Origin of the sequence: Legionella micdadei, from assembly GCF_000953635.1 — a bacterium.
Classification (GTDB): Bacteria; Pseudomonadota; Gammaproteobacteria; order Legionellales; family Legionellaceae; genus Tatlockia; species Tatlockia micdadei.
Genome location: NZ_LN614830.1, coordinates 2,833,142 through 2,855,766 on the forward strand (window position 1 = coordinate 2,833,142; position 22,625 = coordinate 2,855,766).

A 22,625-nucleotide genomic window follows, 5' to 3' on the forward strand; every position below is an offset into this window, starting at 1 on the left:
TTTTTTCTAAATCAGTTTGTTTTTCAAGTAATTGCCAAAGGTGTTTGATATTACGGGTGGAGAAAATTACAACACCTGATATGTGTCGTCGATAATAATCGTATTCGCATAATCCATTATATTAGCAGCACATTCCGGTAGATCTTTTAATAAATAGGCTGCCCCTCTGTACATTTTATAATCCCAATCAGGCTTTCGAAATTTTGGTATCCAATATAAAGACCGAGGTTTTTTTGAAATTGGATCATAAAAACGGGATTCATCCCAATTATTAAAAACGAACACTTCACTATCTAAGATAATTACTTGTTCTGAGCTCATGAAGCGATCAATGCATAAACGTATAAACATTTGTTTGTACCAACCAAATTCTCTATACTTAGTAGTCCAATTGACGATTGGTAACCTGTTACTCATATCAATATCATTTTCATTAATATATTCGACATTCATTTTCTTAAATAGTTGTTCTCCGTCTTTGTTGAGATTACCTACTACAACTATTTGATTTTTTGTTTTATGTCTTAATGTATTTATTAAATGGATAGATGGGATAATGTGCGCTTGTGACACGGTGATTAAGTACGACAATGAGTTGGTACCGATACTGGACATATTGATAGCCCTTTTGCGAGACAGTTAATCAACTGCTGAAAATTTTAAATGGCCTCAATTTATCATTTCCTTGCCTACAGGGCAAGGTTACAAAAATCTCTGAAAATATAAATGGTTATGCTCAAATAACTCTCGTCTAGTGCAGTTAATTCGTTTTGATGGGTTACATCTAATAGAGCCCAAAACCAATTGTGAAAGTTGGATTGTTCACTTAGCGGTAACTTTCTTAAGCGCTGTAGAAATATTTACCCACAATCAGGTACCAATTTTTCAATTGCCTTTTTTAACTTCATATAGTGGGAACCTTCCCAATAAATTTTTTTACATGATTGGCATTGCATAAAATTGTCGTGATATTGGCGTGCCAATGGGGGGATATGGTCAATAATTTTATTTTTTTTAACTGTCTTAAGCAACCCGTTGCAATTGAGACAACGTGTAAAGGGATGGCATTGCTTCGTCAAGCTAAATCGTTTCAGTACTTCCTCTACTTGCTTCTTAGGATCCGTATGGCGCATCCAATAACCATGCGAAATGCTTTTATTTTTTAGTAAACCCACATCACGTGTCAAAACAATCCGTTTTTCTTCTTTGCTGCGCAGGGCAATTATCTCATCCGAGAAATCGTTCTCATACACTGTATCAAAACCAAGTAAACGCAAATATTTGGCGAGTTTTCCAAGATGGACATCAAGGATAAAACGAGCCTTCCTCAATGGTTTAGCGCGCAACTGGGTTAACTCGCTGATATCTAAGGTCTCAAACACCGGATAGACAGAAATGTAATCTTCATTTTGAATAAGATAACTAAAATTAACCGATTTTCCATTGACTAAGATCAAATCAACTTCAGTGTGCGGAACCCCCAGCGATTCGATGAGATCTTTTATTGTTGTTTGATGAGTAACGGAATGAAAAAAACTTATCTTACGCTTTTCTCGCGGCAAAAAATCATTTAATTCCTCATAGAAACGCAACTGTATCGTTAACATATTACTTAGAGAATGGGTGATAGGATTTTAAAAAATTTGCATACGCTAACAGATATCTTAAAATATAGCATGCTCTCAAGAGTACACTAGCTCAAAAGTAATAATTGATTATGCAACTTTATCCCGTACATCCCAGTTTACGTCTTTATGTTCATTCGATTGAAACATCAACCACCCATTCTATAGAACCATATAGAGTGTTCCCGAGCCTATATCCCGCCCTTGGATTTCAGTATGAAGGGGAATTAGCTTTGGTAGATTCCCAAAAGGGAAGTCGCAAACTTAAAAAAATTGGGATGACAGGATTACTTCTCAATTCAAGGGATTTTCAAGCTTTATCCCCACGTACCAAAACAGTTCTGGTCAGACTTTATCCGTGGGGAATTCCGAAATTATTTCAGGAATCAGCCCATGCCTTATGCAATGCATCAGTTGGATTGTCTGATATCTTAGATGAAACACTCATTAATTCCCTTGAAGAAAATATTGCCTGTGCTAAGTCTTCCAAAGGAGTAATCCAAATCATCCAAGATTTTCTTCTAAAACAGTACCGCCTCAATGAGGATTTTGAGCCTAGGCGAATTATGAGCATCGCTAACACCCTCAGCAGCAAACCCAGTTCGATTAAAATTTCCGAAATAGGATCAAACTATGGATATAGCCAGCGCACTTTAGAGAGGCATTTTTTAAATTGTATTGGGATAACGCCTAAGAAATTTATCATTGCAGCTCGATTCCAGCAAGCCATCGAATCCTTAAGTTCAGGTATTTCGTGTGCAGAGCTCGCCCAGAACCTAAGTTATTATGATCAATCTCACTTTATCAAAGAATTTAAACAACTCACGGGCATGACCCCCAATCAATTTCTCGGCCTAAGCACTTAATTTGTCGTTTTTTTACAATTCTTTTTTCACTCATTCTCGCATACTTTCTGGACTGAAAAGGACACCATTAAGTTGAAGGGAAGCAAAGTTATCCACTCATGCGGAGAATAAATCATGCGCGTTGATCTGTATAAATTGGTACATAAAGCCCAACGTTACCACTTATTTAATTTATCAATAAAAATTGGAAAAATAAATTTTAATGATCCCTTACAATATGCCATGTTAAAAACGGAACTTAATGGAATGATAGACCACTTGAAAAAACATATGGAGCACGAAGAAACTTTCATTCATCCCTATTACCAAAATTTCGAAGACAAATTAGAGTTATTGAATTACCAACATGAAAAACTTGAGCCATTACTCTATAAACTGGAACATAGTTTATCCGAGGAGCCCGAAACATTGTATCCCTTATTTAATCAGTTTATAGCGGCTTATTTAGAACATATCGATGAAGAGGAACGCCTGCAAAAAGAGATTTTATGGGAGAATTTTAGTGACGAAGAACTTGCTAAAGTCATGATAAAATTTACACAAAGCTTATCGAAAGAGCAACTCGCTGAAGGAATGGAATTCACCCTTCCTAGTTTGAGTGTAAACGAGGTCATCCACACCATAAATCACTCCAAGCATCAAATCCCAGAAAATCATTGGCTAAAAATATATATCGTGCTTGCCCAATGTTTCTCTAAACAAGATATGGATAGTATCCATAAACACTGTTTTTTGTAACCTTGCCTACTAATCAGAACCAAGCAAACTTCTTGGTTCTGAATATCAAGAAAATAAAGATAGAGGCTGGGATAATACTGTTAGAGAAAATCCTTATTTTTGCATAATCGCCCACCTGAATGCTGTGCATTTGGACATCTTTTGGAAACACCAAACCGCTCAAATTTAATCATAATGAAATAAAATTGATCGTTTGTTTTTTCTATTCTTTGCTCTAAATAATCTTCCAAAGAACTATCTTTACAAAAATTGCTCTTTTAGGATAAATTATTTCTAGCACTTATTTCAATTTGATGCTCGTTTGCAAAAAATGGGGGCTAAAAGTCTTAGAATGAAAAAATCGGAATGCATGGAGGTTGTCTTTTAATACCGTTAAGGAGAATGGTATGAAAATCATTAGGGAAATGATGCCTCAAGATAATGAGGCAATGGCTAAAATAATTGTTACTGTGTTGGCTGAGCACGGATTTAAAGATGAACGCACCGGCGGGTATGATATCAATAATCTACCACCCAAAATAAAAGAACTCTTTTCTTATATTTATCGGCAAGGAGGTAAATTTTTTGTAGTCGAAGAAACCGATACTCGAACTGTTTTAGGCGGTGGTGGATTTCTTCCACGAATCACTTCATCACTGTGTTCCAATCATTATGGTTTTTTTTCGCGGGATAATTGCAGAAAAGTGTGTGAACTGGAAAAATTCTATTTTTTACCAGAAATACGAGGCACAGGTTTGGCGTCGCAATTGATGGATAAAATTCAAACAACAGCAATTAATCAGGGTTATCAAGCGATGTACATCGAAACTGAACCCAGTTTAGAAAGGGCGCATCATTTTTATGAAAAAATGGGATTTACACGGACTCCAGTAACCAAGGAGAATACTACCTCTTTTTTTAAGTGGTTAGAGCAAATTTCGATTAATGATCCCGATGTTCAAACTAAAAGGAAACCTTGGGAAATTAACTTTAGGTCCTCAACTACGCAACTTAGTAGATTAATTTAAGCTACAAAGTAATTAAAGGACTTCAATTTGTTTCTGCTTACTATTAAAGAGCCAAGAAAACTACTTGGTTCTTTAGGGTCTGTTGACAATTGGTTTCGCGAAATGAAACTAGAGCTTAAACGAGGCATAACGGTTTCCATTTAACGGCCTAACCAATTTGCGCAATTAAGCTCAAGGCAGCTGTGAAATCAAATTGTCAACAGCCCCTGATTCTCTAAAGTATCTTTGATAAAACAGTTGAGTCCGTTTGAATGGTTTTTTCAACTACATTGAAATAAATATTGACAACATATTTTGCAATTTCTTTTAATATATCAGGGTAATCATTAGTCAGTTGTTCAAATACACTCCGTGATAATTCAAGCATCGTAGAATCTTCATTGACAATCACTTCAAGCGGGCTATTGCGTTCAGTCAGAATTATAAATAAACCGATGAGATCATTCTCTTTAGCATAGCGTTCTATTTTTCCATTATATACCACAGCAGCACTACCACTTAAAATCATATAAATTTTATCGGGATAATCACCAATCCCAATTAGTTTTTTTCCTTTTGGGAATTCGACAAATTGACATTCTTCTGCAACTGAAATCAGTAATTCAGCAGGCACATGCGTATAAATTGGGACTTTTCGCAATGCAAAAACTTTATCGACTGTATCCATCGTTTTATCCTCTGAGGCTGTGTGGTACAACATTTTTTTGGACCAACAATCCAATTCAAATTGAGACCTATCGAAATCGTTTATCTGCAGCTTATCTTCAATTGCAGCAAACACTTTTTTTGCTAGTGCTCTATCCTCAATTAACCAATCCAAATATTCGAGGGCAATATCGTGTTGTGAATCGGGTTGTTGCAACTCGTACTTAGAAGCAAGTTTAGGTAGGATTTCCATAATACTTTTTGGTTGAATCACGGTAGCAAGGAAACAAATCAGCTTTTTCTCTGTTAGCTGTTTACGCAACATTAATTCGCGTTTTTTATCCAAATCACTTTCCTGTTTAAATAGGAAATTAAAAATATTCAATTCAGTAATAATATGATTTATGTGTAATAAAATATCTGATTTTAGTTGATTTGACAGAGGAATTTTGGTTGCTCTTAACGCAATTTGCTCTGACAATTCAACGGAAAATAAAAATGGGGCACGAGGTATTAATTTGCCTAAACATCGCTCTGTAGTAGACGTATTTAACTTACAAAGCACTCTTATTAGAGGTTTATACCGATGCACATTGACCGTTAGGCAAGTACGCAATAGTAATGGAGCAACATCGATTTTAATCTTTATTAACGATTGTACCGCATCGTAACTCACTTTGGATTTATCCAACTGGGCTATTACAAGACGGACAATACGCCTATCTTTTGTATTATGTGTGGCTTTAATTGCCTGCTTTGCGACTTTATAACTCGGATCATTGGCCAATTTCTTTATCAATTCAACAGGATTGCCAAGATCGATATGATTCAATGCCATTACCGCAAAAAAACGGATATCTTCTTCCTTTGAATTTGCCATCTTCTCTAAAACTTTTATTGCTTCGCTGACATGACGAAGTTCGCCATAGTTGATCGCTGCAATAATCGCAATAGCCTGGTATGGGGGATTGGAGTAATGAAAATAATCATCTAATTTTTCAATTATTCTTTCGTGATGTTTTTTAAAAATTAAAAAGAGAAGTTGCCAAGTTGCTTCCTGATCTTTTTCTTTTTCCAATTGCTGTAGCAGTTTTTTGTCATATAATTTTCCAAAGTAACTCGAAGTTTTATAAACTTTTATACGAACTGACGGATCTGGATAATCAAAAAGGTTGACTAGTTCTTCCCTTACTTGCTTTGGATTAGTCCATCTCAAAATAGATAAACCGACTTTTATTTTTATCGGGTCCTGACTAGATAATAAGTATTTGACCTGCTTCGCCAGAAAATGATAATCGCTTTCTTCGTCTAATATTGGAAAATAAAATCTTTTCTCTTTAATGTTTGAGAGTAGTGTTTCACCATAAAATTGTTTAATCTTCCAGGCAAAAACTAACATAAAAATAAGGATTAATCCTGTCAAAATTTGATAGGAATAAAAAGCATAATGGTAAGCAAAAATTAATAAAATAAACGAGGCAGCGATTCTTGCTAAATTGTTAGTTACCGCTTGAATAACAATTTGCCCCCTATTTTTTAAAGAAAATGGCAGTGCGTTGAGAGCAACTTGCCATCCCAAACTTACCCAACTGGTATAAAATATTAAAAGAACCAGATTAAACAAAGTGATTATGTACAAATAAGGATAGAAAATTGAGGGTATAAAAGAAATAAAAATAGCTGCTGTAGAAGACAAAAATAATGCTGAAATTCCAAATAATTCCAAAATTCGCTTTGCGTAAAGTTGAATAAGAAAACTACCCACATTCCCTAAAAGATAAAATAGGGTCATGAATTTAGTAATTTGTGCCATATCAAGAGCCTGGCTAAGACGAAACATCATCTGATAATTAGCGAATATAAAAATGATATTTATTAGAGCCAAAAAAATGGCAAGCGATAAAAACAAAGGATAAGCCCGTAAGGAAACAGATTTATTAACGGGACCTTTAAAATTGATTTGCTGAAGTTGAATTCTGGCCACAGCAAAACAATTTATGATCATCAGGATTAGAGAAAAATAGATTAAAATATTTTGCCCCCAAACATCGATACCAATATAAGACAGCGTACTGATAACAATACTGTTTATACTGATTAAAGCTAAAAATCGATTCGCAAAACTTTTAAATACACGAAGCTCAAAAGATGCAGTTGCAAGATTCCAACTATTTGCACTATAAATATTTGACAATGCAATAAATAAAAAAGTATAGATTAAGGCTAGTAATTTTGAAGGCCAAAAATTGAGGATTACATAAAGCAAAACAAGCACAATAGAACTGGCTTGGATGACTAATATAGTCTTTTTATTTGTGTTTGAAAGGAAATGAACTAATCCTCCTGCTGTTAGAGCAGAAAGAATCCCTGACACTATAAAATAATAAGGCAAAGTCGCGCGAGAAAAGTTTCCCAGATAGAGAGCAGTTGAGTAAGAACTCAATAGGACACCCATCCCTACTGCAGTAATGAGGACTACAGAGACTAAATAGAAATTGGTTTTATCGTTATCATTCATTGCCCGCTCTTATCATCTTCAAATCACTTGCAATGTTTTAAGATCTGATTAGGTTTTGTTAGTGCCCTATAATCCAAACTGCCTGTCAAAAGTATAGTTGAGAATTGATACAGTTTTTCTTCCTTTCAGACTTTCTATTTCACGCTACTTCACGGCTTAATTTTTATTTAAGGTTAATATTGTAATATACATGGTCAATTAGATTATTAAAAAAACATTCCTCTGGAGCCTATAGTGAAAAAAATTAAACAATTAAAACAATCTTCAAGAACCATACTTGGTTGCTGTTATGGGTACAGCTATTTTTGGTCCCGTGGAAAATTAGAACTTCCAGAAACGACTCCTGAATTAGAATTAAATGATGAGATTGAACTCGCTCAATTTTTCCAGGTTCTTCCTAGCGGAAAAAGTGAATGGATTCCCGATGTAACTATCGATTGGAATAAAACAGCAATAGAAGACAACTTAAAAAAGTTGTTAGTCAACAATAATGATGCAGTCGTTTTAAAATATTTTGGCTTAGTTGGTGGCCATGCGTTAGCCATAAAAAAAATAGACAATGATCTTTACGAATTTTTTGATTGCAATGATGGCATCTACAGTTTCACAAGTTCCGAGTTTGGTGAAATTATCAATAAAATAACTGATGATTTTTATGGCAAATTTTTCTATGGTTTTGGCATGGAGAAAATATCGGCTGATGAGAATTTTCACCCTAGCATCATAAAGAATACCTATGCAGCAGCGTATTTGTTTTGTGCGCGACTCCTTACTCTCCCTATCGGAATAGGCAGATTGGTTTTATCTTTCTTTGAGTACATAAACAAACAATCCGAAACAAAAGCTGAGCGTTTATCCCTATTTTTTAAGCAAGAATCACCTGAGAAAGAAGAGCGTTTATCCCAATTTTTACAGCAAGAATCAACTGAAAATGAGCCCCTTCCCCTTCTTAGTGCTGATCTCGGCTAAGCTTTGCTAACGCGTTGAAAACATGTCCAGCAACATCAACACGCGCCTCAGGGCTATTGGGAGTATGCACGAATCCTCCTTTGATTGTGAGCTGAGTTGCTGTTTGCAATTGGTAGAGAAAATGAATACAGCGGTTGATTTCCTTTTCGAACCAGTCTTTAGGTAAGTGTAATGCTATTTTAACGAAACTAATTACATCCCGGGCATGCACTAGGCCCTCTAGATAACAAGCAATTTCTACAGTGGCCACATTATGTTCAAAGGGAATTTTTGCAATCGGAGAGTTCATCAAAGCATTAATAAGTCTTTTTAAGTGCTCTACCTCCAAAGATATCTCATTTTCCCCCTTTGATTGGTTATAAATCCAGTGATAAAACAATTGAAACTGCCAATTCGCATAAAAAGTAACAATGTCAGAGGTAACATTTCGCTCACGATTCTCGTCTTGGCAACAATAGAGAATCGCTCTCTGGATTAAAGTGATAATTTGGTTATCTATTTCCTTTGAGTGATGGCCTAAGGTGGCAATGAGGCCAATCAATGCTTCAGGCAGGTAAAAAGCTTCGGCACTTTTTTCATATACTGTTAAACGGCTGTCAAAAAATAGCCTCATTGAACCATCCTCATTTTGCCGTCTAAGCAACCGATTAACCAACTGAGCCCTAGTTGTCTTCCAAAGATCGGGTAATTTAGATGGAAAGACTTGACTGCATTTTTCCAAAGCAAGTAGAAAGAAACCAATATCGCCTATGTTCCCATCGGGTAGATCCAGAACTTTATTTTTTTGATAAAGTTCGTGATATTTTTGCAAAGTATTACCAACCACTTCTTCAAAAACGGCCATAACACCCGCCCCTAACATCATTTGGCGCTCTTTAAAAAAATGAACCAGGTCAAGGATATTACAAATTGTTGCTACATCCCGAATCGAACTATGTTGATACGCGTAAGGAAAGCTGCTCTTGGGCGGCATCATATAATAGAGGCGCCGCTGCTCATTAGCAGCCATAGAGTGAAAAAATTCGGCGATCTGTAAAATCATTTTTTCGACTATCTGAAGATTAATCGTCATGATTGCCTCACTGAATTTGAGCGGGGCATCCATTTCACCAGCAGGTGTCAGCCCACTGAAAGTTTTTAATTTTTCAGAACTCTACCATTTCAGGTTGAGATAATCTGAATCTTAAGCATCTAGGATCCAGATTTAAGGACTTGGTGGTGCACCTGCAGATAGTACTCCGTCGTTAGGAATAAGATAATTGGATATGATTTGGGTGAATCGATTAATATCGTCATCAGACGGTTTCTCTTTATTCACTAATTCTAACATCTGATGCAATTCCTTTTTATCAAAACTGGTAAATAGAGGAAGATTGTTGAATGTCTCAACCACCTTCTCTGCCATCAGGATATTATTATGCTGGACGATCTTTTTATAACTTGCAGCATCTAACATATCCACTTGCCGTAAAAATCTCAGGAAATGAAGCGCTCCTATACCCAGTCCACTTACTTCTGAAAGATCTTCTGGTTTACGGTAATCAATGAGGCCAGCGTTGTATAACAATAAAATATTCATTGCGAAAATGTTGGCATTCTTAGGATTTTGCTCAAGTACCGTAAAATAGTTGGCTGACAAGCAATGACCAGCTAAAAGCTTTTTAGCCCCCTCGTAAATGGTATCGATATATTGATCCTGTCTTAAAAGAATATCAACCACACCAGGATAATAAAGATTATTTTCTAAAATATAACCAAGCAGCTCAATAATAGTCCCCATATTCTTTATCGGAGATTGAGCAGCAAGAAGTTTATCAATTAATATTTGAGTGTCGTAGGCATGCTCTTGAAGATCAATAATCAATTGAGAAATACTGTAGGCTTGACTTGGATATGTAAGAATTAATTTAAAAGTATCTAAATCAAGCGATTCGATATTGAACAATTTCCTTACGCTATGAGTTACAGCCATATCCGATTTTGCAGCATCAAATAACCGCTCGATAGGAAAAGAGTTCGGGTCGACCTTCATTTCTTTTACTAACTCTAATAAGTTGACAACCCCACCAAGATGGGCAATGTTTTTAGCGATAGCAGCATGAATCGCATCACTCAGGGGGATATTGAGCCCCTTTAAGGCTTTGAATAAGGTAATTAAGCGATTGGTATAATTGGGATAGGCTTCTAGAAGACTCAGCATTCGGGGATCATCGCCCAGGTTTAATTTATTCAAACGGTTAAGTATATCGTTTGATATTTGCTTCCTTTCAGAAGGCGTTTGGTTTTCGCTTCCCTCTTTTCGAGAAGCCGATCCTAAACCCTGCATAATCGTTTGCATACTTTCACGAACAGTCATCTCTGGTGCCATTATATTGATCAAAGTGAACTAGATTCTAAAATATAGCATATAATTTTCCTAAAATTTATCCCTAAAGTAAAAATTTTTTTCTAGTAGGAAAAATCATAGCCTGTCTTTGTTTCCTCCCTCTTTTGGGAAAAGGAATTCAAACCGATCACCATGATGCAAAATTTTTGAACTATATTTCAATATAACACCTAAAATGGTCAATATTTTATCTAATTGATAAAAGGAGATTACTATGGGCGCCGATAGAGATATTGTTGAAAACCAAGCTCGGGATCTTAAAGATTACACGGATACCATCGCAGCAGTTCATTTATTAAAAGAAGTGGTAGCCAATGGGGCTGTGGTTACAGTAGGAGCAGCAAAAGAGATCGTTGACATCGAGAATGACAAAAAATCTCCCAAACTTGGCAATGTCGTCAAAGCAATTTTAGATAAAGCAGGCAAGCCCGGCACAGGGAGAAGCCAATGGGTACAAAAGGAAGACGAAAAATGGCATCTTGAAGCTGCAATCACTATTGGCGGCGCTGTTTATACCGTTGATGTAATTTTTGAAGCAGAAACACCCGAAGAAGGGCAAGAGTACACTCTCAACATCACCAGTAAATTAAGCGAAGAGGTTAGTAGGGGAAAACTATTTTTCAACCCAGACCATGCGGCCACTGTCAAATTAACCCTTAAAGAAGGTGAGGTTCATGCTGTGACTAAAAAAGGATTAGCAGTTGATACTACCTCCTTTATTCCCCACGCGTACCAAAATGAAATATTGGCAAAATATTCTGAAAGTTTAGCCGAAGGGAATGAACAACGCCTTGCAGTGATGGGAACCGGTTCCGGTAAAAGTATTATTATGGCAGGGATTGCCCAGGCGGTTGGCCGTACCGTCATGATTGTTCCTGATAAGACACTGGTTGACCAACAAGCGCTTGAAACACAAAAGATGCTTGGCGCAGGTGTCGTCCGGGGATCTCGCCAAACTCCTGCAGTTTTCACTTTAGAAACTCTTAAAGATAAAGTCGATGTTGAAAACTGGGAAGAATTAAGTGGTAAAGACATCCAAAATATCCAGGAATATTTTCGCCAGGTTATACAAGACACTTCCGATGATCACTTTGATCAAATAGTTTTACAAGCTGAACACCCTTTGTTCAAAATTATTGCACCCGAAATTAAAGATTCCATGGTGTTAATTGATGAAAGCCACCGACATACGTTTAAAGATGAAGATACAGCACTTTTAAGGGGGCTAAAAGAAAACAATTCAATCCTGGCTTTGACTGCAACCCCTACTTCTAAATTGTATGATTTGTTCTCTGGCCCTCCCTTGGATGATTTAAGTCTTGGAGCCGCCATACAACTGGGAACAATCCGGCCAATCAAACCCGAAGTCGCATATTGGGAGGCCGGGGACTTAGTGGATCAGGCCGTGATACATTATTTTGATGATTATTATCTCACGGAAGGAATGACTGGGTATACTGATCCTGTCGAATTAAAAGCCCAGATTAAGAAAGAGCATGCAGAAATGGGAGATTCTGAGGCAGAAAAATTAGCTATAGAGCGCGCTTTGGAATTGAATCGCATCCGTTGCCAGCGCAATATGGGTTTTTCTGATGATAAGGAAACGCGTGAACAATTGGCTACTGTTTATCAGAAACTTGCAGAGGGAGATAGGCCCACCCTTGAAAAATATCAAGGTAAAGTTGCCGAGCTCAGAAGAGAATCTGAATTTCAAGCGAGACTACAATTAGCTCGCAAATTTAATCGAGCTGCGAATGAAGAAGAGGTAAGCAGGCAAGTCCCCTTACGGGAGGTGGACTTAAAACAGGATATCGATACGGAGCAACGAAAAGATATTCAAAGAACAATCAACAGCTATGCTCTTGCACTTATCTTTAATGAAAAAGCCCCGGATCTCGCTGAAAAAGACAGAACCCATAAACTGGAAGAACACCTCAAAGGTTACGATGAGCATATCGTCAAATATAAAAAGCAAAATGATGAGATACCCCCACCTGTTTTATCTAAACTTCAATCTTGCGAAGGAAAAGATAGGGTAAAATTAGCTGATGCTCTGGCAAAAATGGGGCCACCGATTTCCAAATTACCTCGTGAACAAAAAGAAGCTATCGAAAAGTTGATTTTAGATAGGGCAGAACAAATGGTGGCAAAAATCAAAGCTTCAGAGCCTATCTCTGACATTATAACCAATGCACCTGCCGTTGATTTAGGTAGATTAGGAGGGACTGAAAATTACGCCAGTGCCATAGATATGGGTACTAAACAATCTATTATTGATGAACAACTTGCCCAAATCGAAGTAGGGTTAAGAACGCATATTGTAGCGGATGAAGTCATTGCCACTGGAGTAAGCATTAAAGATATTTTGAATGTTCAAATCGTTAATTCTTATTCGCCTGTAGTTGAATCTAACATCAATGTGATTAATGGAATTTTATCAGGCCCTCAAGCAGCAGGCCGCTGTGTAAGACACAAAGATGTTGAGGCGCGGGCTCAACAATACATTGATAAACGATATCAAGGCAAAGGTTTAATCCTCACCGTAGATGAAGTGATTGATGCTAAGGAATCAGCAACAAAAACCAGGGCAGTTATGAAGACAAGAGAGGAGCAAGCCAACAAAGAAGGAAAAGCCGCGACAGTCATACAAAGCTGGGTAAAGCGTTTCCAAACCGCCAGGCTGTTTAAAGAATATAAGCCCCTAGGCAAAGAGATTGAGAGGCACAAACAAGAATTGGAGTTACTCAAAGCGCAATTAGAGGATAAAAAGAAATGCTTAGAAAGCAAAGAAAAAGAGCTCAAACAGCATGAGGTAACGAAACTTGAAGAGAAATTAGAAATTGTACCAGGACGAAAAGAAGGAAAAAGACTCCCGATTGAATATACCAGAAACCCAATTCTATATTCTACGTGGGTGAGATTAGAACTGCTGCTGGAGAATAAAGAAGTAAGACAAGGTTATAAAGAGCTCAAAGATGAGATAGAAGAGTTAAAAGGAGCAAAAGGAGAGTTAGAGCAATTGGTAGAAAGAGCAACCTCGACATTGAAAAAAATAGAGGACAAAAAAGTCCAAATAGAAGAAGATCTAGGAAAAAGAGCCTCTAAAGATGCGAGGTTTTAACCCCCGCTTTCTTTTGGCAAGCTGCATAACCTGGTTGTCGTAAGTGCGCCAACCAGGCTTTCAGCTTGAAAGCTCCCTTTTCCCGTTGAAGCGTCACCCAAGCTTGCTAACCGAGGTCGATAAAAGCACGTTTAAGTTCTCTGCCTTATTTCTTTTCTTTGTTGTAGCTTAATGATAGAAGCTACTTGAGTTATCATTTCTGCCAGAATATCCAGGATATCGTCCATAGTTATGATACCCACAAGAGAGTTTTCATGATTAACAACGGGTAACCGACGAACCTTTTTTGTACGCATGAGATCTAATGCATCAAAGAAGCTATCATTTTCAACTACAAAATTTAGCTGCTCCGTCAAAATATCTCTGACGGTGAGTACTTCCGGTGCAAGACCAGCAGCCATCACTTCAATGACTAAATCCCTATCTGTGATAATACCAATCGGCACTTGCTTATTGTTTTGTTTTTCAACTATAACTAAATCACCTACATGATGAGTGCGCATTAGCTCTGCAGCAGCTTTTACGGATTCATCGCTCTTAATAATAACTACTTCCCGATTACAGTATTCGCCGATCCTCATAGGCACCTCTAAGTTGATTAAGATTCCCTTTATCTACTGCTTAGGGCCTTTATTGCAAAACTGCATGCCATTCCCCTTTTTACTTGCTGAAAGCGTTTTGGGCACAAACCAGTTATATCACATCAGTATAGATTATAGAAAACTAGAATGTAGTTAAAAAAGCTGAACTAATATTCCGTAATCAGCATGATATCTATTGCTTTTCCTTCAATTTTGCTGCCCCGATTACAAAATAGTAATTATTGCATTAATGATGCTAGCACAGTTATTCATTAATAGAGTGAATTCTGCTTTTAATAGCAGCGAAACACCTAAAAGTTATCAAATCACAAGATATCGCTACGGCCGTACTTTTTTTTGTGAAGACGCCAATTCAGATTCAATTTTTTTCTTCTCTTTTTTGAAAAAGCTAAATGGTTCATAATCAACAACGGATTTCTCAATTAATGGTTCCTGCAATTCTTTTGATTTCGACTTGATTTTAATTTCCTCATCTGCAACTTTCATTAAATCGCGAAAAGTAGGTGCGGGGGATAAGTTTTCTTTTTCAGCGCGTTCTACATTCTTTGTATAGGCATTCACCATCAGGATTGCTTTCTCACGAGAAATGCCTTTGCTAATTAAAATTTCATGCATTTCTTCCATAGTATAGGCTGGTATTTTTGTGGTAATGATCCGTCGTTTTAAAGCCGTACTGGCTTCTTGTCGTCCGGCCATTTTTGCGGCTGAATTTTGTGTGCCGATTACTAAGAAACCAGGTTGTATAGGTCGTGATCCATCTGGACCTCTTCCCATCAACAAGGCGTTTAACAGTCGTTCCATCATGGGAGAACTGTTAATTTCATCGATTAAAACGATCGCCCCTTCGTTAAACGCTTTAAGCAATAACTTCTCTTTTTCAGGGAGCTGCATACTGACCGGCATGCGATAGAATACTTTATCCGTATTGAGAGTTGGATCAAAAGGGGATTGATAATCATGAATTTCCTTATAACCCTGGGCAACTAAGTTTTCAACCACGAGTTCACTTTTACCGGTACCAGGATCACCTTCCAAGACCATACCACCTAAACCACCGTATTTTTGGGCATCACTGGTAACGAAACCGCTTCGTTTTATCTCCCGTAAGAAAATTAAGTCATCCATTTGACATCGGGCAGGTTGGCGTGATTCGGTAAAAAGAAAAGAGCCTTTTTTTTCCTGTATACCCTCCATGATGAGGGGTGTTTGCGGTTTGAATAATTCTAAGCGTTTTTGATGATTTTGAGGTACGAGCGGTTTTGCCAACTCATAGGCGTAGTGCTCCGCGGCTAAGGAAATGTTTCCGGCTGGATTTTTTTGTTGATAATTTAAAATCATCAAGGCCATCATCTGCAATTCCCTGGGCGAAATGAGGATTTCATCTTCTGAAATTTCACAGATGAATTGGTAAATATTAAGTAGAGGAAGACAAATTTCTTTTTCTTTTCCTTCAAGGGCTGTTCCTGAGAACACGGGCTTTAATATTTCTTCATAAATGAGTTCTTGCGGTAGAGCAGTAAAGACGACTGAATTACCATGTTTTTCAAAAAATGGCGCCAATCGACGTGCGTCACCGTAGCTGAGTGGATTACCAGCAAAAATGACTTTATGTTCTTCCGTTAAAGGATAATAAGTTCCTTTAATCAAAATTCCTGGTGGTGAATCAAATAATCCTTCAAATTCGCTCCATTGTTTAGGGCTTAAATTAGCTTCATCAAGGAATAAAATCTTACGAACACCAGGCCGTGTGTCCTTTGCCCACTCAAGTAATTTTTTTTCTCCTTGATATAGGGTTCTTCGAGCCGCTTCGTCAGTTTTCAGGTATTTTTCAACAAAGGTGGACTTTCCAACTGCAGTTTGACCGCTGAGGTAAACATAGGGTTGTCGGCTTAATATTTCATTAACACTATCGAGGCGATTTTGATTAAACGCATCAGTAATTTCCTTACTTTTATCAGCATTGAAAGTACCCTCTATTTTCGTTTTGGGTAAGTATTTCATGCCTTGCCAGGGATCTTGATCCATCATTAGGGCTGGGTTATTTTTTTGATAAGTGAGACGCGCCTTAAGTTGACTTAATGATTCTTTGCTCAAACGGGAATCGAGGGATTCAATATCTTTTGGCTCAAATCCGGCTTGAGTTAATAAGGTTTTTTTAAGAACACTATCCACAATGAATTCAGTCAATTGGCTACAATAACTCAACGGGGTCGTATCGTTACTGACAAGCAATAACTTTCCTTTCATATGCGGATTATTTTGTCTTTCTAGTAGTAAGGGAGCTAATTCATCTCCCAGTGTTTTTGAAAACTTTCCCTTTAAAATAATATTTTTACCTTCACTAAGTCCTTTTAAAAGGGCCGATTGTGTTTGAGTAAATTTAAAATCCAATGCTTCTTTATCTAATTTACCCTTCAAGCGGATCAGCAAATCAGGTGCTTCGCATTCAGAAACATCAATAACCATCCATTCCCCTGCTTGAGAGAGGTAAGACGTGGTGGCGTCAACGTCGTTAGTTTGGAAAACATGAGTAGGGAGTATGGTTTTATCATCAAAGCGTTCTAGAGCTGGTGATGTATTGTCAACGGGGTTTTCAGAAAGTGCAGCTTGCAAGTCTTGCGGTAAATTCATGAATGGCAAGCGATGAACCACCAATTGAACCTTGCGTTCATGGCAGGCTTTGAGCAGCATTCCCCACTCATCTTCATTGAGTTCTCGCGTTAAATTGACATGAAGTTCTGTTCCTTGGTTTGCTTCAAGCAATCCTGGTAAGGTACTGATGCTTTGAGTGATATTATTATAGGAATAATCGGAAAAAAATGTCATTAAACGACTTGGATTGAGTACACTTGCATCTGCTTGGAATCCGGTTTGAATACGTACATTATCCTTGAGTGACTTCCAATCATAGCCGGAGGCTTTAAAAAACTTTAATTCAGGAGGAAGGGGGATAATTTTATCACCCTGTTTGATATGACCTAATAAAAAAGCTTGTCGCCAGAAGGTTTCAAATTTCCGGTTTTCCCACAAGCCATTTTGCAGTGTAATAGGCAAACCCTTGTCGATGGCTTTTATTAACTCACCTTCTTCAAAGAAAAGCCCGTTGTCTTTAATAACCCATCGGCCTAGTAAACGTTCTTCCCAATCCTGTCCGTGATAGAAATCAATCACTGTGGTTTCGAGAAGATCTTCACCTTTTTCTGTCACCGGTAATGGACCAATGGCTTGTCCAAGGGTCTCTGAAGAAAAAGGATTGTCACCCACTGCATCAAACCGGGAATAAAAGTCAGCTCCTTGATAACAGGACGGTTTCTGGGTATTAATTAACCCAACTACCAGGGCACATTCAGGCAATAAACTGCCATCAGCAGAGCGCTTTTTATCGAGGATGGCATTGAAACGTACAATATCGTCTGCTTCAAAATTATCATAATTAATCAGGATAACTGGTGGATTAGCTTCATCTTGGTGTGCTTGTAAAAAATCGTGTAATGGGCCACCAGGTCCTCGGCAGATCTGACCTTTATCACCTACTTTTTTTACAAAAGGAGCTGAACAAACTAAATCATCGGGTGAATTGACAACAAAGATGGGTCGTTTTATCGCTTGGCAATGAGCAGTTAAAGACAACGCCATCGCGCGAAGGTCGTCCGTTGATTGGAATTCAATTAAACGTTTTTTGATGATTTCAGGTTGCACAATGTGCTGACAGTATTTTTTTATCGAGTTAAATACCGGCTTCTCTTTACGCCAAGTTTCTAATCGGTAAGCGTAATTATGAGAACTTGAAAGATGGAAAATAGAGCGTAGTTCTTCAACAAACCCAATTCTCTCAGCATCAATTACCCCGCCAACCAACGCTATCACTAAAAGCTCTCTGTTATTAGCCGATAAAGCCTCTACACTTTTCTTTAATTGTTGAGCAAACGTTTTGGGATTTCTTTTGACAAATTGCTGCAACAAATCAACAGTATATTGACAGGTGGTTGAGTTAAGCATGGCACAAACCCATGCAGGAGCTCCCTGCAAATTGCGCATGAATAGTCCATCTAAAGCCTCATCGGACACTTCCTCAGGTTTAGGCAATAAGGACATTATCGATTTAACTTGGCCATAATTTATACGTGTGAGAGTCAATAACCCACCTTCTTGCAAAAATGACTGTCCATCTTTAATGTCTATTTGAACGTCAAAATCCCCTCTAACGGCAATTAAATTCCCCAAGGAGTGTTTTACGCGATCGGCAAGTTCCTCCCAACCAACACGCTCTGGCCTTGCACTAGAGTTAGGATCATAGAGAACCCATTGATCATCCTCTTTTGAGTATTTAACCGCTATATCATGCCAATTGTTGCCAAGCACAAAATCCTGCGGATGTTCTTTTAAAAAAGAAAGCAAATGATCGCCAAGAAAGGTTGTTTCCTCGCTTTTTTTATTGGCGAAATAGAATTTATCGACGTATTTCCATATTAATTCGAATTGTTCGATTAAGTTGCCCTTATCCAGCGTTTCAGCAGAACCATTCCAACTGACTATATTGGCAAGCATGTAGTTCCATTGTTCTAAGGTCATTTTATCTTTGACTGTCTTATCGAAAGATATGTCTTTAAAAAGTTCTGCTAACGCATTACAAATTCCGCCTTTTAATTTTGGAATACAGTCTAAATGTTGATTCGTAAGAGTAAGATATTGCGATAATTGCTCAATTATTGCCCATTGTGCAATTGTTTTATTGAGCCCTTGGTATTGAAAAGGAGCATTTTCGGCAGGTGGACGATATCGAAGGTGTTGAGTTGGATCATACGCTACAGTAGCTGGTTGTGCTGTTGGCTCATGTTCTACGGTTTCTGTAGGTGCGGTCTCAAGATGTTGAGTTGTTTCTAAAGGTTCTTCGGTTAAAGGGATGGAATCGAGGAGTTGTTTGAGTTCTTCAGGAATTTCAGATTGTGATTTAGGAGCTTGCTTTGTTATTGCTGGTTGACGAGGTTCTATGTGACGAACGCCTGATAACTCTATACTTAGATTTGGCCATCTTTCCTGTAGTGAGGCTATCAGCTTATCGGAACTATCTCGACTTATATGCAAGATTTTTAAAGATGATAAGTCCAGATCATCCCAAGGAATATTTTGAACACGATCTAAATGCAATACTTTGAGCGAAGGGGCATTAGCGAGTAACATTTTGAGATTATTCGGGGTTATTTGGGCATCCTTTAATATCAATTCTTCAAGAGAGGGTAAAGCCAGAGATTTGTCCATTTTCTCGGTGAGTTTGCATGAAGATAAATTAAGTGTTACTAGGTGCGGCGACTTAGCAAGCATCAATTGCAAATTTTTAGCTGTAATATCACTTCCATTTAGATCTAATAACTCGAGTGATGGAAAGTCAAAATCATTTTCGCAAGGTGTATTCAAACCAACGCAATACGCTAATCTCAAACTTTTCAATAATGGAGATTTAGCAATAAATGCATGCAAATCCAACGTCCTGATTTCATGGTTCAGTGTGAAAGATCTTAATGCAGAAAGATTGTAAGGACTTAAAGCGAAATCTTTTGGTAATTTTCTAAATTCAAGATGTTGTAGTTGTGAGGCTGAAGTTAGAATAGCTTTTAAGGACTTATGATCAATCTCTGTCGCTTTCAACGTTACAAGTGATGATAAATTCAATCCCAAAGCCCATGATTCATCCAATTTGCAATCCATTAGATCAAGAACGTGTAAATTGTTCACTTTAGAAAGAATATTGTGAATAGTCGCAGCCGAAAAAATACATCCCGTGATTGATAACTCATAAAGGTTTGGTAAATTGAGCTCGTTCTTAATAATAAGATTAGAGATTTCATCAATAATCTCTAGAATGCGAAGATTAGGGGTACTTAATAGCAAGTTTTCATAGGAATCATTTGGTTTATTGGGCAAAGAACCAGTAATAATTTCGATTGAAGAAGTTGGTGGTCTCTTTTTAAATTCAAGAAAGTCGCCCTGACCTATTTCTAGATGCTTAAGATGCGGAGCTTTCTCAAGTAATTGTGCAAATTGCTTATCGGTTATGGGACCATTTAATTCAATTCTCTCAAGCAAAGCAATCTCGTCGTTCGGAATATCAAGTCCATGAAGATAATTAATTTTTTTACCGCTTAAAAAATTTTCAAGGTCCCTTTTATCTAAACTCAGGGCATTGCATTGAAGGTGTATTTTAGCTTCTGGGAAAATTTTCTCGAAATCAGATAATGCTAGAATGCTTGCTCTGCTATATTCGTCAAATGCAATTTCTTCAACTGGAGGAGTAGCGTTCTGAAGGACTGATATTATTTTGTTAGATTTAGTGAATTCTACTTTTCGTGAAAGATGGCGAAAATAATCAATATAAATTCTAGTATTAAAACTACTCACATAGACGCGCCGAGGTGGGGTAGTTGTTGGGTCAGGACAGAGACATTGATCGACCCAATAATCATCTAAAACATGGATGTGCTCTTTATTTATTTCTTGTTGTTGCGAAGCTGCAAGGGTAATCACGGATGACAATTCTGGTGTCATTTTTTCTCGAATATCTTCTCTATGTAGGGAAGAAAGCTTCTCCTTAGTTAATGGTTCAATAACACCATCCTGCCAGATATAAATAGTAAACCCCTCTTCAATCAATTGCTCCATGCGAGCGATGACAGCATCTATTTTATCGCTGAACCAGTTTTTGGCTGTCCAGTCAGCAAGGATAAGCGACTTTGGTTTCTGCAATTTCTCAAGACTTGGCTTTTCCCAATAATCGGGCTTGCTTTGTAGTAATCGGTCTATGCTAATCTTGCCAGGAGCAGCACTGCCATAAATTTTACCTTCCTGCTTCTCCGTATAATAAAACGCATCATTGAATCGCATAATGATCTCTTTTTTTACAGCGTAATTCCATTATAGTAAATTTATTAGCTCTATCGGGCTCTATTGGATTTTTACGAAATCGAAAGTGCCATATTCCTGAGATTTTATTTATCCGAGGGATACATGCTTTGGTTTAGACGTTCGTAGGGAGGAGTTGGCAGCTCAAGGTGCTGTTTAGTGATAAGTTCAATACAACATTCAACAACAGAGGGTTCGTATAATTTCCCAGAGCCGTTAATTAGCTCAGCTAGAGTTTCTTCAATCGTGTGTTTGGGGCGATAAGGGCGATGTGAACTCATAGCCTCAAAAACATCGGCCACAGAAACAATTTTTGTTTCCAGAGGAATTTCTTTATCTTTCAATCCATACGGATATCCTGATCCATCTAAACGTTCATGATGATACAGAACAATGTTCGTTATCGTCTTACTAAAAGATGCCTTTTTGGCAATCTGATAACCCATTTCGGGATGTTGCTTAATAAAATCATATTCCAACTGGCTGAGCTTTGCGGGATAAACCAATATTTCCATAGGGATACGTGTTTTTCCAATATCATGAATGAGTGCCCCTAAATAGATTTCATGTTTTATTTTCGGACTTACCCCAAATCGATTTGCTATTTCTTCTGCAAGTTTCGCTACGCGGTATTGGTGCCCTGCAGTAAAAGGATCCCTTAGTTCAGAAACCGATGCTAAGGACTCTACGGTTTTATCTAACATGCTTTGTAATTTTATTTTTGCATGTTCCAATGACTGTGTTTTTAACTTTACCAATTCTGAGAGGTGTTCTCTGTGCAGTAGCAATTCCTTATTTGTTTTTTCAAGCTCATATTTTTGAAATATATTTTCAAAGATAATGGAGGTGGAAATAGCAAAACTATTTACAACAGGATCAAAAAGAGAAAATTGCTCAAAATCACTAATTTTTAATGCTATAAGACCATAAAAAATATCCTTTGTAATCAATGGATATACTTGTATTTCTTTTTCTTCGAGTGACTCGCATAAATTAAAGAAATCATGCAGATTAAACTTTCCCTGTTTTAAATCGATTTTACCAATAAATTTAGAATAGAGTTCTTTTTCAGCCCTTTCCATACTCTTGATTAGACATACTTCGCTTTCTAATACCCCGGGTACTGTATTCAGAAGCCTCTCAAGATAAGATGCAATATGCTCTGCTGATGTCAGAATAAACAATGCGCTATGAGCAGAATAGAGACGTAATAACGACTTTTCATTATAGGTTAATTTTTTGTTATTCATT

Annotated in this window: 13 protein-coding genes; 5 read left to right on the top strand and 8 right to left on the bottom strand. The window is 37.4% G+C overall.

Annotated elements, in window-relative coordinates; all coding sequences use genetic code 11:
• Positions 1–66 precede the first annotated feature (66 nt).
• Both LMI_RS15285 and LMI_RS12635 read right to left on the bottom strand, forming a co-directional pair.
• The gene (locus LMI_RS15285) at positions 67–417 is read right to left on the bottom strand and encodes a hypothetical protein (RefSeq protein WP_143001029.1); all 351 of its coding nucleotides are present in this window, start codon (positions 415–417) and stop codon (positions 67–69) included.
• 443 nt (positions 418–860) lie between these two features.
• Positions 861–1,607, bottom strand: a complete 747-nt coding sequence (locus LMI_RS12635; RefSeq protein WP_045100113.1) for a Mut7-C RNAse domain-containing protein — start codon at positions 1,605–1,607, stop codon at positions 861–863.
• 110 nt (positions 1,608–1,717) lie between these two features.
• Here LMI_RS12635 and LMI_RS12640 point away from each other — a divergent pair, with 110 nt between their 5' ends.
• From LMI_RS12640 to LMI_RS14960, 3 genes are all read left to right on the top strand, one after another.
• Positions 1,718–2,491 (top strand): helix-turn-helix domain-containing protein, encoded by a 774-nt coding sequence (locus LMI_RS12640; protein WP_052679576.1) that lies wholly within the window; start codon positions 1,718–1,720, stop codon positions 2,489–2,491.
• 114 nt (positions 2,492–2,605) lie between these two features.
• Positions 2,606–3,229, top strand: a complete 624-nt coding sequence (locus LMI_RS12645) for a hemerythrin domain-containing protein (protein WP_045100114.1) — start codon at positions 2,606–2,608, stop codon at positions 3,227–3,229.
• A 386-nt stretch (positions 3,230–3,615) separates the two neighbouring features.
• On the top strand, positions 3,616–4,236 hold the full coding sequence (locus LMI_RS14960) for a GNAT family N-acetyltransferase (RefSeq protein ID WP_052679577.1): 621 nt from the start codon (positions 3,616–3,618) through the stop codon (positions 4,234–4,236).
• A gap of 214 nt (positions 4,237–4,450) precedes the next feature.
• On the opposite strand, the gene LMI_RS12655 is transcribed toward LMI_RS14960, so the two are convergent.
• Positions 4,451–7,399, bottom strand: coding sequence for a cyclic nucleotide-binding domain-containing protein (locus LMI_RS12655; protein ID WP_045100115.1), 2,949 nt, complete (start codon positions 7,397–7,399; stop codon positions 4,451–4,453).
• Positions 7,400–7,633: 234 nt separating this feature from the next.
• Between LMI_RS12655 and LMI_RS12660 the strand changes: the two genes are divergently transcribed.
• Positions 7,634–8,368 carry a YopT-type cysteine protease domain-containing protein gene (locus LMI_RS12660; RefSeq protein ID WP_045100116.1) on the top strand — a complete coding sequence of 245 codons (735 nt, stop codon included), beginning with the start codon at positions 7,634–7,636 and terminating at the stop codon, positions 8,366–8,368.
• Here the strand turns inward: LMI_RS12660 and LMI_RS12665 are convergent.
• Together LMI_RS12665 and LMI_RS12670 are read right to left on the bottom strand one after the other, a co-directional pair.
• A complete protein-coding gene (locus LMI_RS12665) occupies positions 8,349–9,440 on the bottom strand; it encodes a hypothetical protein (RefSeq protein ID WP_144405783.1) in 1,092 nt (363 codons plus the stop codon). The two genes, LMI_RS12660 and LMI_RS12665, sit on opposite strands and share 20 nt — an antisense overlap.
• A 132-nt stretch (positions 9,441–9,572) precedes the next feature.
• Positions 9,573–10,724 (bottom strand): hypothetical protein, encoded by a 1,152-nt coding sequence (locus LMI_RS12670; protein ID WP_083331803.1) that lies wholly within the window; start codon positions 10,722–10,724, stop codon positions 9,573–9,575.
• Positions 10,725–10,968: 244 nt separating this feature from the next.
• Here LMI_RS12670 and LMI_RS12675 point away from each other — a divergent pair, with 244 nt between their 5' ends.
• A complete protein-coding gene (locus tag LMI_RS12675; protein WP_045100118.1) occupies positions 10,969–13,875 on the top strand; it encodes a DEAD/DEAH box helicase family protein in 2,907 nt (968 codons plus the stop codon).
• Between the two features lie 131 nt (positions 13,876–14,006).
• On the opposite strand, the gene LMI_RS12680 is transcribed toward LMI_RS12675, so the two are convergent.
• The 3 genes from LMI_RS12680 to LMI_RS14965 all read right to left on the bottom strand — a co-directional run bounded on the left by LMI_RS12680 (position 14,007) and on the right by LMI_RS14965 (position 22,624).
• Complete coding sequence (locus tag LMI_RS12680) at positions 14,007–14,456, bottom strand: CBS domain-containing protein (protein WP_045100119.1); 450 nt, start codon at positions 14,454–14,456, stop codon at positions 14,007–14,009.
• Between the two features lie 339 nt (positions 14,457–14,795).
• Positions 14,796–21,356 (bottom strand): AAA family ATPase, encoded by a 6,561-nt coding sequence (locus LMI_RS12685; protein WP_045100120.1) that lies wholly within the window; start codon positions 21,354–21,356, stop codon positions 14,796–14,798.
• Between the two features lie 104 nt (positions 21,357–21,460).
• Entirely contained in the window at positions 21,461–22,624 is a 1,164-nt protein-coding gene (locus tag LMI_RS14965; protein WP_052679579.1) for an HD-GYP domain-containing protein, read from the bottom strand.
• Position 22,625 lies beyond the last annotated feature (1 nt).